Genomic DNA, 15,068 nt, shown 5'->3' on the forward strand with positions numbered 1-15,068 from the left:
CTTTGTTAGAGCTTCGAAGGGCTATCGGCTTGGGACGGGCGAGCTTGAGGCACTATCGTGCAAGAAAAACCAGGGCAGGGATTCAAGGCGCGGAGCTGGCGAGCCAGCCCCGATCCGGCGTGGCAGGATTATTTGTCCAGCATCTGCATGACCGCTTCCGGGTAGCGCAGCCCGGCTGTGGCGTTGGCCGGGAAGATGGCCTCCAGCGCCGCCAACTCGGTCGGGCTGAGCTTGACCTCCAATGCCGCGACGTTCTCTTCCAGGTACTTGCGTTGCTTGGTCCCCGGGATCGGGATCAGGTAATCCCCTTGCGCCAGCACCCAGGCCAACGCCAGTTGCCCGGCGGTCACGCCCTTGTCGGCGGCCAGGGCTTGTACCTGGTCCACCAGCAGCAGGTTCTTCGCAAAGTTCTCGCCCTGGAAACGCGGGCTGAAGCGGCGGTAATCATCCGCCGCAAAATCATCCGGGCTTTTCAGCGCGCCGGTCAGGAAGCCACGACCCAGTGGGCTGTAAGGCACAAATGCGATCCCCAGGCGTTCGCAGGCGGCGAGGCAACCGTTGTCCTCCTGATCACGGCTCCACAGCGAATATTCGCTTTGCAGGGCGCTGATGGGATGCACTTTATGAGCGCGCTCGAGGGTGGCCGCCGACGCTTCACTCAGGCCCAGGTAACGCACCTTGCCTTGCTTGACCAACTCGGCCATGGCGCCGACGGTTTCTTCAATCGCCACTTCAGGGTCGATGCGGTGCTGGTAGTAGAGGTCCAGGGTTTCTACGCCGAGGCGTTTCAGGGTGCCGTCGATGGCGTCGCGAATGTACTCGGGACGGCCATTCACCCCACGCAGCGCGGGGTTTGCGGGGTCACGCACGATGCCGAACTTGCTGGCGAGGAACACCTGGTCGCGCTTGCCGGCGATGGCCTTGCCAATCAGTTCTTCGTTGGTATGGGGGCCGTACATGTCGGCGGTGTCCAGCAGGTTGATCCCCAGTTCCAGGGCGCGGTGCAGAGTGGCGATGGCTTCGGTGGTATCGGTGCCGGTGGTGTAGAAATCGGTCATGCCCATGCAGCCGAGGCCGATGGCGGACACCTGGGGACCATTTTTACCGAGTTGACGTGTGTGCATGGGTCCAGCTCCTGTGTGGGAAGGCCTCCATTGTTGCCCTCGACAAAAGCGGGATAAACCGGCTAAAACCGCTATCACTATTATGAAATTCTAAATAATCCCTGAAGGAAACCGGCCCGTGGACCGTTTTAATGCGATGCGAGTGTTCGTGCGGATTGTCGAACTGGGCGGGTTTGCCAAGGCGGCTGACAGCCTGCAACTGCCGCGTGCCTCGGTGACCATCCTGATCAAGCAACTGGAGGCGCACCTGGGGGTGCAACTGTTGCAGCGCACCACACGCCAGGTCAGCCCGACCCTGGACGGTGCCGCCTACTACCAGCGTTGCGTGAGCCTGCTGGCGGACCTTGAGGAAACCGAGGCGGTATTCTCCACCAGCCGACGAAACCCGCGCGGCACGTTGCGTATCGATATGCCGTCCGGGATCGGGCGTTTCCTGGTGATTCCGGCAATGCCCGAGTTCACCACACGTTACCCGCAGATTGATCTGGAAATCGGCCTCAACGACCGCCCGGTGGACCTGATCCGCGAAGGCGTTGACTGCGTGTTGCGCGGCGGCCTGGCGCTGGATGAGTCGCTGGTGGCACGGCCGCTGGCGATGATGGATCAGGTGACCTGCGCCAGCCCCGGCTACTTGCAGCGGTTCGGCGTGCCATCGACGCTGGATGAGTTGGCCGGCCATCAAGTGGTGGAGTATTTCTCCAGCACCAGCGGCAAACGCTATGGCCTGGAGTTTCAGATCGGCAGCGACATCCGCTTGGTCGACCTGCCCAAGCAAGTGGCGGTCAACAGTGCCGATGGTTACCTGGCGGCCTGTGAGGCGGGTTACGGCCTGGTACAGACGCCGTACTACCACGCCGTTCGCCAGTTGGAAGCGGGCACGCTGGTGGAGGTGCTGGCGCATCAGCCGCCGCCCAGGTTACCGCTGACGGCGCTGTACCCGCCGCATCGCCAGCTGTCGCAACGGGTGCGGGTGTTTGTCGATTGGCTGGTGGAGTTGTGTGCCCGGCCGGGCAATGGGTTGCAGCGTCAACCTTGAGCCTTGCGGTAGGCGCCGGGCTGGAAGCCGGTGACCTTATGGAAGGCCCGGGTAAACGCCGCCACCGATTGATAACCCACGGCGAGGGACACGTCCGCTACGGTCTGGTCCTGCTTGAACAGTTGGCAGGCGTGGCGCACACGCATCATCAGCAGCACTTGCCCCGGCGACTGCCCGCACAGTTCATTGAAGCGCTTGAAGAACGCCGAGCGCGACAGGCCGGTGCAGGCGGCCATGCTTTCCAAGGTCCAGGGCTCGGCCGGGCGTGCGATCAGCTGCTCCAGCAGGTTGGCAAATGCCGGTTGCCGAGCCAGCGCCGCCAGGCCGCCGAGGTCGGTGTTGTCCAGCACCTGTTGGCGCAGCACATACAGGAACAGCAGGTGGCACAGGCGCTCCAGCAGGGCGGGCGAGGGCGCCGGCGTGCGCTCGCATTCCTGCAGGATCAGTTCGAACAGGTTGCGCGCGGCGGTCAGCGATGGATCACCGGCCCGCAGGATGATCCAGGCGGGCAGGGTGTCGACAATCATCGCCGACAGCCCGGACTGGAAGTGAAAGAACCCGCACACCAGGCCCACGCCGTCACTGGCTTGGCTGTCCAGTGGCAGCATTGGTTTGCGCGGGCATTCCTGGGCGCCGGTGGCGGTGCCATCGCTGGACAAGCGGTACGCCAGGTCCCGCAGCAGGAAGACTGCATCGCCGTTGTTCAATGGGTAAGGGGTCGAGTCGCCGTCGATGTGCATCCAGCACTGCCCTTGCACCACCAGATGAAAACTCGCGCTTGCCAGGCCATGGGTGCTGGCGTGCCAGTCGCCGCAGTAACGCCCGACGTGAAACAGGCTGGTGTTGAGTTCAAGGCTATCTAATAACCAATCGACGAGTGAACTGGACGAATTCATCTAACGGAAAGACTCTAGAGCAAGTAATCGCTACTTTAGACTATTGAGCGGATTTTTTATAACCAACAGACTTGGTACACGAATCCATGAGGAGACCACTCCATGTCCCGCGTACCGATGCTAACCCTGGAAACCGCTCCTGAGGCGGCCAAGCCCTTTCTGGAAAATGCCCTGAAGGGTTCCGGGTTCATCCCCAATCTGTTGGCGGTGCTGGCCAACGCCCCGGCAGCCCTGGAAACCTACATCACCGTGTCGGGCCTGAACGCCAAGTCTGACCTGAGCCTGGCCGACCGCGAAGTGGTGCAACTGATTGCCGCCACCAATCACGGTTGCGATTTCTGCGTCGCCGGGCACACTGCCGTAGCGCGCAACAAGGCCAAGCTGCCGGAAGACGTGATCGACGCCCTGCGCCAGCGCGGTGAACTGCCCAACGAGCGTTATGAGACACTGGCAGCGTTCACCCGTGAAGTGATCGCCACCCGCGGTGATGTCAGCGACGCCGGCTACACCGCGTTCCGTGAGGCAGGCTACACCGACGGTCATGCCCTTGAGGTTATTCTGGGTGTGAGCCTGGCCACCCTGTGCAACTTCGCCAACGTGTTTGCCCGTACCCCGTTGAACCCGGAACTGGCGCAATACCGTTGGGAAAAACCGGCTAGCTGAAGGCGCGCAAGCGTTCGCGATGGTAAACATGCTGCAACAAGGAGAAACATGAATGCTTGACCCAATCTTGAGCCGTTGGCTCGATGTTCAAGCGCAGGCCCTGGATGTGGGCAGTTGCGATCCGCAGGAAGTGCTGCCACGGCTGGCAGAGGCCAATGTATTACGTATCGGTGTGCCCAAGGACCTCGGTGGCCTGGGCGGCGATGTCACCGGCGCGGTGGAAGCTATCGCCGACGTAGCTAGCCATTCCCTGGCGTCGGCGTTTGTGTGCTGGGGCCAACGCTCGTTTATCGAATACCTGCTGCAAAGCCCGAACCAGCGCCTGCGCGAGCAACTGCTGCCGGACCTGCTGAGCGGCAAGCTGGCCGGGGCGACCGGGCTGTCCAACGCGATGAAGTTTTTGTCTGGCATCGAGTCGCTGCAAATCAGCGCCGAGCCGACCGACGACGGCTGGAATCTCAATGGCCGCCTGCACTGGGTGACCAACCTGCGCAAGAACGGGTTTGTGGTGGCCGCCGCCATCGAGCATGCCCAGGGCGGCGCGCCGTTTATCCTGGCGATCCCGGACTCGGTGTCCGGCCTGCAACGTTCCCGCGACCTGGAACTGCTGGGCCTGCAATCGAGCAATACCGCGGCCCTCGGCTTTGAAGCCGTGGAGCTGAGCCGCGACTGGTTGTTGCATGAGGATGCACGCAAGTTCCTGCCGGCCGTGCGCCCGGCGTTTCTGGGCTTGCAATGCGGCATGTCCATCGGCCTGGCGCGGCGCTCGCTGGCGGAGGTGGCCAATCACCTGGGCTCCAGCCGCACCGTATTGCGTGAAGAGCTGGAAGTGTTGCGTACCTCCTTGGAACAGGCGGTCAACGACCTGAAGAAAGGCCTGCTGGCCGGCCGCTTCGGCACTGAGCCGGTACCGTTGTTCCGCCTGCGCATCGCCCTCGCGGAAATCGCTGCCAGCGCTGTGCAACTGGAGCTGCAAGCCAGCGGCGGCAAGGCCTACCTGACGGCCCACGGCAGCGGTTTTGCCCGGCGCTGGCGCGAGTCGGCATTTGTGCCGATCGTGACCCCGAGCCTGGTGCAGTTGCGCACCGAGTTGAACCGTCAGGCCAATCTATGAGCCAGGCGGTATTGCACGCCCAGGGAATTTGCCTGGGCTATGCGGGCAATTCGGTGCTGGAAGGTTTCGACCTGCAATTGCAGCCCGGCGAAGTGGTGTCGATCCTCGGCCCCAGCGGCGTTGGCAAGTCCAGCCTGCTGCGGGTGCTCGCCGGTTTGCAAGCGCCCCAGGGTGGCAGCATCCGCCTGCTGGGCGAGCCGTTGAATGGCCCGCACCCGCGCGTGGCGGTGGCGTTCCAGGACCCCAGCCTGCTGCCGTGGCTGAGCCTGGAAAAGAACGTCGCCTTCGGCCTGGACTTTGCCCGCCAGCCGCACCTCAGCCCTGAAGAGCGTCGCAGCCGGGTCGACCATGCGATCCACGCCGTAGGCCTGGAACACGCCCGCCAGCAATTCCCGGCGGCGCTGTCCGGCGGCATGGCCCAGCGCACGGCGCTGGCCCGTTGCCTGGCACGCCAGCCGCAGGTATTGCTGCTGGACGAGCCCTTCGGTGCCCTGGATGAAGTGACCCGTGCCGACATGCAGCACCTGCTGCTCAAGGTCAATCGCGAGCAAGGTTCGGCGGCGGTGCTGATCACCCACGATATCGACGAAGCGCTGCTGTTGTCCGACCGGATTCTGCTACTGGGTAACCGCCCGGCGCGGACCCTCGGCGAATGGCGCATCGACTTGCCGCAACCGCGGGAAGAACAGGTGGAAGCCATCGGTACCCTGCGCATCGAGATTCTCAAAACCCTACGGCGGGCGAGCCGCACTGACCCCCAACCCCCTGAACTGCTGGAGCCTTGCCATGTGTCTGGATGACCTCACTCACTCGCGCCGTGACTTTCTCAAACTCTCGGCCGTGCTCAGTGCCGCCGGAGCCTTGCCACTGCTGAGCAGCTTGCAGGCCCGGGCGGCCAGTGAGCCGGACGCACCGGTACGCATCGGCTATTTGCCGATCACCGACGCCACGCCGTTGCTGGTGGCCCACAACAATGGCCTGTTCGAGGCCGAAGGCATCAAGGCCGAGCGCCCGGTGCTGCTGCGCAGTTGGGCGCAGGTGATCGAGGCGTTCATTTCCGGGCAGGTCAACGTGATTCACCTGCTGTCGCCGATGACCGTATGGGCGCGGTATGGCAGCAAGGTCCCGGCCAAGGTCGTGGCCTGGAACCATGTGGGTGGCTCGGGCTTGACCGTGTCGCCGGGCATTACCGACGTGAAGCAACTGGGCGGCAAGTCGGTGGCGATTCCGTTCTGGTACTCGATTCACAACGTGGTGGTGCAGCAGTTGTTCCGCGACAACGGCCTGACCCCGGTGGCCCGTGCCGCCGGCAGTGCGATTGCCGCCAACGAGGTCAACCTGATCGTGTTGCCGCCCTCGGACATGCCGCCGGCCCTGGCCAGCAAGCGCATCGACGGCTACATCGTCGCCGAGCCATTCAACGCCCTGGCGGAAAACCTCAACGTGGGCCGTGTACAGCGCTTTACCGGCGATGTGTGGCGCAACCATGCGTGCTGCGTGGTGTTCATGCACGAGCACGACCTGACCAACCGCCCGGAATGGTCGCAGAAGGTGGTGAATGCGATCGTCAAGGCCCAGGTCTGGACCCGTGACAACCGTGAAGAGGCGGTGAAGCTGCTGTCCAAGGACGGCGAGAACCGCTACACCCCGCATGCCGAACCGGTGCTGCGCAAAGTCCTGGCGCCGGCTGCCAGCGACCGTGCGGCTTACCTGGCTGACGGCGCGATCCAGCACGCCAACTGGGATGAGCATCGCATCGACTTCCAGCCGTATCCATTCCCCAGCTACACCGAGGAGCTGGTACGCCGCCTGAAAGACACGCTCATCGAGGGCGACAAGAAATTCCTCGCCGACCTGGACCCCGCGTTTGTCGCCAAGGACCTGGTGGACGACCGCTTCGTGCGCAATGCGATCGCGGCGGTGGGCGGCATGAAGACCTTCGGCTTGCCTGAGGGCTTTGAGCGAAACGAGGAGATTGGCGTTTGAACAACGGCAAAACCTTGGGGTTGCCGGGCTGGTTGCTTGGCTTGAGCGGGTTGGCGGGGTTGTTGTTGCTCTGGTGGCTGGGGGTGAAGGTCTTTGGCAGCGCGGACGGTTTGTCTGCGCGGTTTTCGCTGTCGGCGACCCTCGCCAGCCTGTGGGAGTTGCTGGGCCGCAGCGAGCTGTACCTGAACATAGCCGTGAGCCTCAAGCGGATCTTCGTCGGGCTGTTCCTGGCATTGCTGATTGGTGTACCGCTGGGCTTGCTGGTGGGTAGTTCGCGCAAGCTGGAGGCGGCGACCACGCCGGCGTTCCAGTTTCTGCGGATGATCTCGCCGCTGTCGTGGATGCCCATCGTGGTGATGTTGATGGGCGTGGGCGACCAGCCGATCTACTTCCTGCTGGCGTTCGCAGCGGTGTGGCCGATTCTGCTGAATACGGCGGCGGGTGTGCGTCAGCTCGATCCGCGCTGGTTGCAACTGAGCAAGAGCCTGAGCGCCACGCGCTGGGAAACCTTGCGCCGGGTGATTATTCCCGGGGTGATGGGGCACGTGCTGACCGGCGTGCGCCTGGCCATCGGGATCCTGTGGATCGTGCTGGTGCCGTGCGAGATGCTCGGGGTCAGTGCCGGGCTGGGTTATTACATCCTCGACACTCGCGACCGGCTGGCCTACTCGGAGCTGATGGCGATGGTGCTGCTGATCGGCTTGTTGGGGTTTGCCCTGGATGCGTTTGCGCGCTGGTTGCATCAGCGCTGGGTGCATGGAGGGTGAACACCTCATGCAAAGGCTCGGAGGCTTTCCGGGCCTTTGCGATGTGCTCAGGGTTTCACGTAGATGCGCAGGTCGCCTGGAATATCGTTGGGCTGTAATGGCCGGTTCGGGTCTGGCGCAGGGTTTTTTGCTTTAAGCCCGATGCTGCTGTGGGTCATGTTCCGGTTGTCAAAAACCCCGATGCCGATGCTTTCCGTCAGTTCCGCCAAGCCCGGAACACCTTCGGAGGTGTTCATGTGCGCGCTTCCCACTAACGCGACCCACTTTTCGGTGCCGGAGTTTGCCTGGATGGTTTCCGCAGCGTAGTAGTTGAACTCCTTGAGCCGCTTTTCAGAGTTGACGCCAGTGCGGGTGCGATCACGGGATTTGTCGTGTCTATGTCGCGTCAGGTAATAGTGATCGAGGGGTAAAAGCTCTATTCCATTGTCTTCAAATTTTTTCTTGAGTTGCTCCAGTGTTGGATTCGTGCGGCGAGTGTTGCTGTTTCCGAGCATTCCGATTCCATCATCAGCGGGGCCACCGATGTAGTCGATATACCCTTCGAAATAGACTTTTTTGACACCCTGGCTTTTTAGCGTATCGACGTTGTCGAACAGCATTTTAAAGCTGGCCATCTGCGAGTGAGACTCTCCAAACACCACGCCGTTTGATGCTTTCAATGCCTCCGTGATCAGATCGGCTGCGGGGATCGGTACGGGGATATCGGGGATTGTAGGGCGCGGCGGAAGGCCTCCATCCTTGATCGCCTCATAATAGTCCTCCATTTCCACCCGAAACTTATCCAGCGTTGCCTGGCGGGTGTCGAGCTTGAAATGGGATGATTCGAGCCTTCCTTTCAAACTTTCCACGTATTGGCCCTCGGGTAACGGCTTCCTGATTCGAGGTGGGCGGTTGACGGTGTTTGTCGGGTTAAACCGGTGAGTGCTCTTGCTCGAAGCGGCATAGGCGTTGGGGGAGGGCTCCAGCGTATCAGCGCTACTGAACGCTTGCAGGGGGCTGCCGTACGGCTGGTGCGTTTGTGCGTCGAAAGCGTACCACTTGCCCTTGATCTGCACCGCGCTGCCCTCGACCGTCTGCTCGCCCATCTGGAATGAGCCGGTAGCGGCTGCGTCATATCGAGTGCCGGCGGCGGCAAGCTCGCTGTTGCTCGCTGTACCCTTGAGCGTTTTCAAGCCCTGGGTGGCTGCGTTTGCGCCGTCGATGGCGAGTTTTCCCGCGCCGACTACCAGGTCGCCAAGTCCGCTCAGCGGATTGAGTTCCGAGAGTGCGGTAACCCCGAAAATCTTGCTCAGCTTGAGGGCTTTGCTGGCCGCGCTGCTGGCAGTGCTCAGGGTTTTTCCGACCTTCGCGGCGACGCCTGCACCTGCCGTGAGAAAGCCGAACACATCAAATGCCAGGTCAGAGAACCCATCTTTATAGTTGCCATTACTGAAGTTGACGATGGCCGACCTGAGCGGAACAAGGTCGAGAAAAAAGTTGCCGATGGTGCTGGCGACCGTCCTTCTATGCTCATCCGGCGTACTTCCGGCCGCTTGTTGCCTGACGGTTTCCAGATCGAGCCCCTCGACGATTGAATCCGCAAGGTACTCAGCCCGGAAATTCCTGAACAGGTTGGGATTGGATCCCTCGAGCGGGTTCTCTTGCTTTATATAGTCGCGCTTGGCATCGAAGGTGGAGAACTCTTCTATTCGGGTTACTTCGTTGGCGATCTTCTGGTCCTGGCGCGTGATAACTGCGTTGCTGACTTTCCTGATGCTGCCTTTTTCGGTATCGAACTCATAGGTGGACGGCTTGTTCTGGTGTTTTGTGGTGACCAGTATTTTTTTGCTTGTATGGAAGAGGGTTTCTCCCGCGAATGGTGTCCAGCTGACTCTGTAGGATTTTTCTTTGTAGAAGTTCAGCTTTCCTAACCGCAAGTTTTCTTTGTCCTCCGGTGGAAGGTTGGCGAGGGCATTCAAGATGGAATATTTCTTGACGGTTTTATAGTCGCTTATGGTCTGGCTAATGGCTTTGTCAAAGGTGTCGGGGACTTTAAAGCCGGGGCCATGGGTAAAGGCGGCGAAGGCATCAAGATCGACGCCATGCGTTCCAGGTTTGAGCTCCCAGTCTGATGCCGTTATTTTCTCGCCTTGCATGGTCAGGTCCAGCATGGAATAAGGGCCGCGAGTGGGGATCGTCTTGTTGGCGGTTTTGTTGGGCTTGAGCAACACCTTCTCTTCAAAGGGGACGCCTTCGCCAAATTTTTCCTTGAGCAGGTCCAGCGCCATCTGCTTGCGGCTGGGCATCGGGGTGTCAAGCAGGCCGGAGGCGTGTTTCAGCTTGCCCAATTGATAGTTGAACACGTCCATGGCGGTATCAATGTCTGGTTTTTCGTAAAGCGTGTCGTCTTTCGCCTCAAGCACCCCATTGACCACGGCCCAGTCCAACAATGCCGCAGTTTGGGCAGCTTCGGGCGCGGGCCCACTTGAGTCGGCGGCGATCATCACTTCGGCAAAACTCATGTTCGCTACGCTGCCAGGGGACCTGGCTTCGATGGCGGCCGCCGCGATGCACAGGTTGGCCCAGGCCAGGCTGCCGTAGACCACGCTGTCGGGAATATCCTTGATCAGCAACTGCGGCGCCGCCCGCATCAACAGCAGATGCGTACCCAGCGAGGCGTTGGCAGGTGAGGTTTTGCCGGTATCACTCAAGTGCTCGCGCAGGCCGGCGACGATCGCCGAGGTGGGTTTGCCCCAATATTGTTTATGTGACAGGTCGAATCCGGCCACTTTGTTGCGATGCGGTTGGGTGATGGATTCCTGATCCAGATCGAGGTTGATGGCTGCCAGTACGTGATCATTCACACTGCTATCAGTCGGAATGCTCTCCAGTTTGGTCTGCAAGGCCTCTCCCAGCGCCTGGCCTCGGGGGGAACGGATGAGGGCTTCCAGCGTTTTGGCCGGATCGCTCGAGGCGTCGCTGGAGAGCGGCAGGTTACCGTTCAGAAACTCCAGGAGCCCCCGCTGCTGGCTTGCTTGCTGAACATCCGGAGCGCCAGCGGCATGTTCTCTGGCGGCGGTGAGCAGTTCGTTCTGCTGAGGTGTGCTCAAGGGCAGGGGCCAGGACAAGGCGCCGCCCAGATTTCCCCATGGATGGGGGTGGGAACGTGTCAGCGATGTGCGCGCCAGGGTCGTCAGCTCATCATGGGTGGTTGGCTCGGGCAGGCCCATAGCCTTGAGAAAGTTTGCAAGACTCACGGCGTTAGCACTATTTGGGGGGTAAGAAGAGTTGGGCGCGAGGTCCATCAGCGTGCTTCCCAGCGCAGATCGCACCACCAGAAACGGCGCGTTCGGTCCTGCCAACGTGGCGACATGAGTGAGCTGCTGCGCCAGTGCCTGCCAGTTTTTTCGGTCAGCCAGCGCGGTCTCCAAGGCTTTCGGGCCATTGGGGGGCGGTGTGTCAGCCGCGGGGTCCGGAATGTCCGTTGCGCTTTGCAATATTTCATCGGGGTATGACGGTATATCGGGGAGTGGTATCGGAGGAGGGGGCGGTGGTGGGTATGCAGTGGAGGAAGGAACCGAGTTGCTGACTATCATCGTGAACACCTTTAGGCACGCTCATTCAGGAATGCGCCTTTCAGGAAAACCTCCCTGCTTCCTGGACGCTCTTGCTGAGTGTCGGAAGCAGGGGGAATGGCTCCGCCTGTAAAGTGTTCAAGATGTCAGAAAATGTACGGATGACCGATCAGCGATGGTAATACCCCGGTCCGCCTTCGCTGTAGCGATGGTCATGCCAACCGCCGCCGCCGTGGGGGAAAATAATGCAGCCGCTCATGCTCAACATGATCAGCAAGGGAATCAGCAGTGTGATTCGACGAAGCATTTCAAAATCCTCTAGGGGGCTCTCAGGTTCAATCAGGCGTTGGGCAAGCCAAAGTTTTTCATCGCCTGTAACATGAGACCCCGCCGACCCCAATCCATCCCCGCTAACAGGTATGTGCTTGGTGTGGTAGTCGATACAAAGTGGACACAATTTTTTAGCTTCAGGAACCCGTCATGACCCAAAAGCAACGTTTGAAATACTCGATTCTGATCTCCCTGCTGGTGCTGGGGACGATGTTTGGCCTGTCCTACTTGCAGAACAACGGGGTCATCAGCGAAAAGACGTTCCAGTACATCGCGATTGCGGTAGCGGTAACCGTGGTGGTGATCAACGGTGTGATGCGTCGCAAGGTCAAGCCCAACCTTTGAGTCAGGCCCGGCCTTCCAGGACTTTGGCAGCCTGCTCGTGCAGGCTGTAGCTCTTGTCGGCGTTCAGGGTGATCACGCCTTCGGTGCACAGGCGCTTGAGCACCTCGCGCACGCTGAGAAACGACAACGGGATGCCCAGCTCCAGCAAATGGCTGTGCACGCCGCGCACGCCGAGGGTGCGCTGGTTGTCGGCGGCGGTCAGCAGGGCGTCGATGACCTTCAGCCGGATCAGGCTGGTGCGCAGGCCAAAGCATTTGAGCAAATGACGAATACGCTGGTTGCCATGTTCCGGCGCCTTGCCGAACGCCTGGTTGCCGGTGGCAAAACCTCCGTCATGCATGGGTGAGTGTCCTTCCGTGGGCAGTTGCGAGTTGTACATGCAGAAACTCCTTATCAGAGCCTGATCAGGAAAATGATGGCGCTCTTAGTTAATAAGACGTACGAGCTGCACAAATCATGAAGCGGGGGATGTAGAAATTTTGTCGGTAACATCCTGGAGACATACCGACCTGTCCGAATAAACGCCTGCGGCTGCTAAAATTATTCCCGGTATTTACGTCTTAACTGAGGTGTTGGCGAAGCTGTCCCTCGTCGCGGTGTTTAATTTGGCTGTGGAGTCTGCGTGATTATTTCCAACGGGTTGTTCAGGATGTGTGTGGCAGGGGCGTTGCTGGGGCTGAGTCTTTCGGCCGCGGCGCGGGTGCAGGAGCAACAGGCCACCGCCGAGATCCGTCGCACCAGCTTTGGTGTCCCGCATATCCGGGCCAACGATGAGCGTGGGCTGGGGTTCGGCATCGGTTATGCCTATGCCCAGGACAACCTGTGCCTGCTGGCCAATGAGGTGCTAACGGTCAATGGCGAGCGTGCCAGGTACTTTGGTCCCGAGCAGGCGACCCTGGAAGGGCGTAACAACCTTGCCAACGACGTGTTCTTCACCTGGCTGAACACTCCCCAGGCGGTTGCGGCATTCTGGAAGGCCCAGCCCCCGGCGATGCAGCAGCGCATTGAAGGGTATGTTGCCGGTTACAACCACTACCTCAAGGAGCGCACTGCCCAGGGTTTGCCGGCGCAGTGCCAGGCGGCCTGGGTACGGCCGATCACGGCCGAAGACCTGGTCAAGCTGACCCGCCGGCTGCTGGTGGAAGGTGGCGTCGGGCAATTTGCCGAGGCCCTGGTGGGGGCCACGCCGCCCAACACCGTCGCCCAGGTGGACAGCAAGGCGTTTGAGGTCGCGGCGGCCAACCAGCAACGTTTCGCCCTGGACCGTGGCAGCAACGCGGTGGCGGTGGGGCGTGACCGTTCGTTCAACGGCCGCGGCATGCTGCTGGCCAACCCGCATTTTCCGTGGGTGGGCGGCATGCGTTTCTACGAGATGCACCTGACCATCCCCGGCCAGCTGGATGTGATGGGCGCTGCGTTGCCGGGCCTGCCGGTGATCAATATCGGCTTCAACCAGCACGTTGCGTGGACGCACACCGTTGATACGTCCAAGCACTTCACCCTGTATCGCCTGACTCTGGACCCCAAGGACCCGACTCGCTATTTGCTGGACGGCAAGTCCGTGCCCATGGATAAAACCACGATCAAGGTAGCGGTAAAAACTGCCGACGGCGGTACCCGGGAACAGTCCCGCACGGTCTACAGCTCGCAGTTCGGCCCCATCGTGCAATGGCCGGGCAAACTCGACTGGGACGCCAAATATGCCTTCAGCCTGCGGGATGCCAACCTGGGCAACGACCGTGTGCTGCAACAGTGGTACGCGATGAACCGCGCAGCGAACCTCAAGGAACTGCAAACCTCGGTACACACCCTGCAAGGTATCCCGTGGGTCAACACGGTGGCAGCGGATGACCAGGGTCAAAGCCTGTACATGAACCTGTCGGTGGTGCCGAACGTCAGCGCGAAAAAGCTCGCACAGTGCAGTGACCCACGGGTCGGGCTGCAATTCATCATGCTCGACGGCTCTCGCAGCGCCTGCGCCTGGGACGTGGACCCGCGTGCCGCCCAGGCCGGGATCTTCCCCGCCGAGCAACTGCCGCAACTGGAGCGCACCGACTACGTGCAGCACTCCAACGACTCGGCCTGGCTGGTCAACCCCAAGGCACCCTTGACCGGGTTTTCGCCCGTTATCAGCCAGGACAAGATCGGCTTGGGCCCGCGTGCGCGCTTTGCCTTGCAACGCTTGCAGGAGCTCGACAAGCAACCGATCAAGGTCGCCGACCTGCAGAACATGGTCATGGACAACCAGGTGTATCTTGCCAGCCAGGTGATGCCGGACTTGCTGAAGTTCTGCGCGGGTGCCGATGCCAGCGTGAAATCGGTGTGCGACAGCCTGAAAAACTGGGACCAGCGCGCCAACCTCGACAGCGGCCTGGGCCTGGTGCACTTCATCAACCTGGCGGAGCAACTGGCGCAAGCGCCGGACGCGTGGAAGGTGGGTTTCGATCCGGCACAACCCCTGACCACACCACGTGGGCTGGCGGTCGATCGGGCAAACGTGGCCAAGGCACTGCATGAAGCGATGCTCGCGTCAGCCGCCGACGTGGCCAAGCGCGGGCTGACGGCCGAAAGCCGCTGGGGTGATATTCAGGTCTCGGGCCAGACACCGATCCACGGCGGCCCGCAAGAGCTGGGCGTTTATAACGCCATGCAAAGCGTGCCTCGGGTCGATGGCAAGCGCGAGGTAGTCAGCGGCAGCAGCTACTTGCAGATCGTGACGTTCGACGAGAAGGGGCCCAATGCCGAAGGTGTGCTGGCATTCTCCTTGTCCAGCGACCCCGCGTCGAAATACTTCAAGGACCAGACCCAGGCGTTTTCCGAGAAAAAACTCAGCCCGCTGCCGTTTACCGAACAGCAGATCAAGGCGGACCCGCAGTATCAATTGCAGGTTATCCGTGACAAGGAAGAAGCCGGGCGGTAGGGTAGCCCACCAGGAATGCCTGCCCCTTGAGAGAATATTTTTTGAAATCAAGGGGTTGCAAGCCCTGGCAAATGAGTACATAATTGCGCCCATCGAACGCACTGAAGCATTAAAAACTTCAATGTTTTCAATGAGATAGAGTAGAGGCAAGCTTCACATAGCCCACTCAAGTTTGTATGCGGTGAATGTCGGTTGTAGGGCATTGATCGTTTGAGGCCGAGTAGCAAAATGGTTATGCAGCGGATTGCAAATCCGCCTACGCCGGTTCGATTCCGACCTCGGCCTCCACTCTTAAAACCCCGTAGATTAATGGTCTACGGGGTTTTTTATTGC

Annotated in this window: 13 protein-coding genes and 1 tRNA gene; 9 read left to right on the top strand and 5 right to left on the bottom strand. The window is 60.8% G+C overall.

Annotated elements, in window-relative coordinates:
• Window positions 1–128: 128 nt before the first annotated feature.
• Entirely contained in the window at window positions 129–1,124 is a 996-nt protein-coding gene (locus tag JV201_RS13175; RefSeq protein ID WP_102368897.1) for an aldo/keto reductase, read from the bottom strand.
• Between the two features lie 118 nt (window positions 1,125–1,242).
• Here JV201_RS13175 and JV201_RS13180 point away from each other — a divergent pair, with 118 nt between their 5' ends.
• Complete coding sequence (locus JV201_RS13180; protein ID WP_102605555.1) at window positions 1,243–2,160, top strand: LysR family transcriptional regulator; 918 nt, start codon at window positions 1,243–1,245, stop codon at window positions 2,158–2,160.
• Here JV201_RS13180 and JV201_RS13185 read toward each other — a convergent pair.
• Window positions 2,151–3,056, bottom strand: coding sequence for an AraC family transcriptional regulator (locus JV201_RS13185; protein WP_087692364.1), 906 nt, complete (start codon window positions 3,054–3,056; stop codon window positions 2,151–2,153). The genes JV201_RS13180 and JV201_RS13185 overlap by 10 nt on opposite strands.
• A gap of 102 nt (window positions 3,057–3,158) precedes the next feature.
• On the opposite strand from JV201_RS13185, the gene JV201_RS13190 reads away from it, so the two are divergent.
• Genes JV201_RS13190 through JV201_RS13210 form a run of 5 tightly spaced genes read left to right on the top strand, consistent with a single transcriptional unit; the run spans window position 3,159 to window position 7,586 of the window.
• Window positions 3,159–3,719: a carboxymuconolactone decarboxylase family protein gene (locus JV201_RS13190; protein WP_003207562.1), complete on the top strand. Its 561-nt coding sequence runs from the start codon at window positions 3,159–3,161 to the stop codon at window positions 3,717–3,719.
• 52 nt (window positions 3,720–3,771) lie between these two features.
• Entirely contained in the window at window positions 3,772–4,833 is a 1,062-nt protein-coding gene (locus JV201_RS13195; RefSeq protein WP_003207563.1) for an acyl-CoA dehydrogenase family protein, read from the top strand.
• Window positions 4,830–5,633 carry an ABC transporter ATP-binding protein gene (locus tag JV201_RS13200; protein ID WP_003207565.1) on the top strand — a complete coding sequence of 268 codons (804 nt, stop codon included), beginning with the start codon at window positions 4,830–4,832 and terminating at the stop codon, window positions 5,631–5,633. The genes JV201_RS13195 and JV201_RS13200 overlap by 4 nt, the downstream gene beginning before the upstream one ends.
• Window positions 5,620–6,819, top strand: a complete 1,200-nt coding sequence (locus JV201_RS13205) for an ABC transporter substrate-binding protein (RefSeq protein ID WP_010171568.1) — start codon at window positions 5,620–5,622, stop codon at window positions 6,817–6,819. The genes JV201_RS13200 and JV201_RS13205 overlap by 14 nt, the downstream gene beginning before the upstream one ends.
• Before the next feature lie 14 nt (window positions 6,820–6,833).
• Window positions 6,834–7,586, top strand: coding sequence for an ABC transporter permease (locus JV201_RS13210; RefSeq protein ID WP_172834573.1), 753 nt, complete (start codon window positions 6,834–6,836; stop codon window positions 7,584–7,586).
• Between the two features lie 47 nt (window positions 7,587–7,633).
• Here the strand turns inward: JV201_RS13210 and JV201_RS13215 are convergent, their stop codons facing one another.
• Window positions 7,634–10,996 (bottom strand): membrane-targeted effector domain-containing toxin, encoded by a 3,363-nt coding sequence (locus JV201_RS13215; RefSeq protein ID WP_257903316.1) that lies wholly within the window; start codon window positions 10,994–10,996, stop codon window positions 7,634–7,636.
• 313 nt (window positions 10,997–11,309) lie between these two features.
• Window positions 11,310–11,447, bottom strand: coding sequence for a hypothetical protein (locus JV201_RS13220; protein WP_003207572.1), 138 nt, complete (start codon window positions 11,445–11,447; stop codon window positions 11,310–11,312).
• 173 nt (window positions 11,448–11,620) lie between these two features.
• Here JV201_RS13220 and JV201_RS13225 point away from each other — a divergent pair, with 173 nt between their 5' ends.
• Window positions 11,621–11,815 (top strand): hypothetical protein, encoded by a 195-nt coding sequence (locus JV201_RS13225; RefSeq protein WP_003207574.1) that lies wholly within the window; start codon window positions 11,621–11,623, stop codon window positions 11,813–11,815.
• 1 nt (window position 11,816) lies between these two features.
• Here JV201_RS13225 and JV201_RS13230 read toward each other — a convergent pair whose 3' ends face one another.
• On the bottom strand, window positions 11,817–12,194 hold the full coding sequence (locus JV201_RS13230) for a hypothetical protein (RefSeq protein WP_032899365.1): 378 nt from the start codon (window positions 12,192–12,194) through the stop codon (window positions 11,817–11,819).
• Between the two features lie 243 nt (window positions 12,195–12,437).
• Between JV201_RS13230 and JV201_RS13235 the strand changes: the two genes are divergently transcribed.
• Both JV201_RS13235 and JV201_RS13240 read left to right on the top strand, forming a co-directional pair.
• Window positions 12,438–14,735, top strand: coding sequence for an acylase (locus JV201_RS13235; RefSeq protein ID WP_219407047.1), 2,298 nt, complete (start codon window positions 12,438–12,440; stop codon window positions 14,733–14,735).
• 214 nt (window positions 14,736–14,949) lie between these two features.
• Window positions 14,950–15,023: transfer RNA gene (locus JV201_RS13240), tRNA-Cys, on the top strand.
• The last annotated feature ends 45 nt before the right edge of the window (window positions 15,024–15,068 follow it).

The organism is Pseudomonas sp. Colony2 (genome assembly GCF_019382755.1).
Classification (GTDB): domain Bacteria; phylum Pseudomonadota; class Gammaproteobacteria; order Pseudomonadales; family Pseudomonadaceae; genus Aquipseudomonas.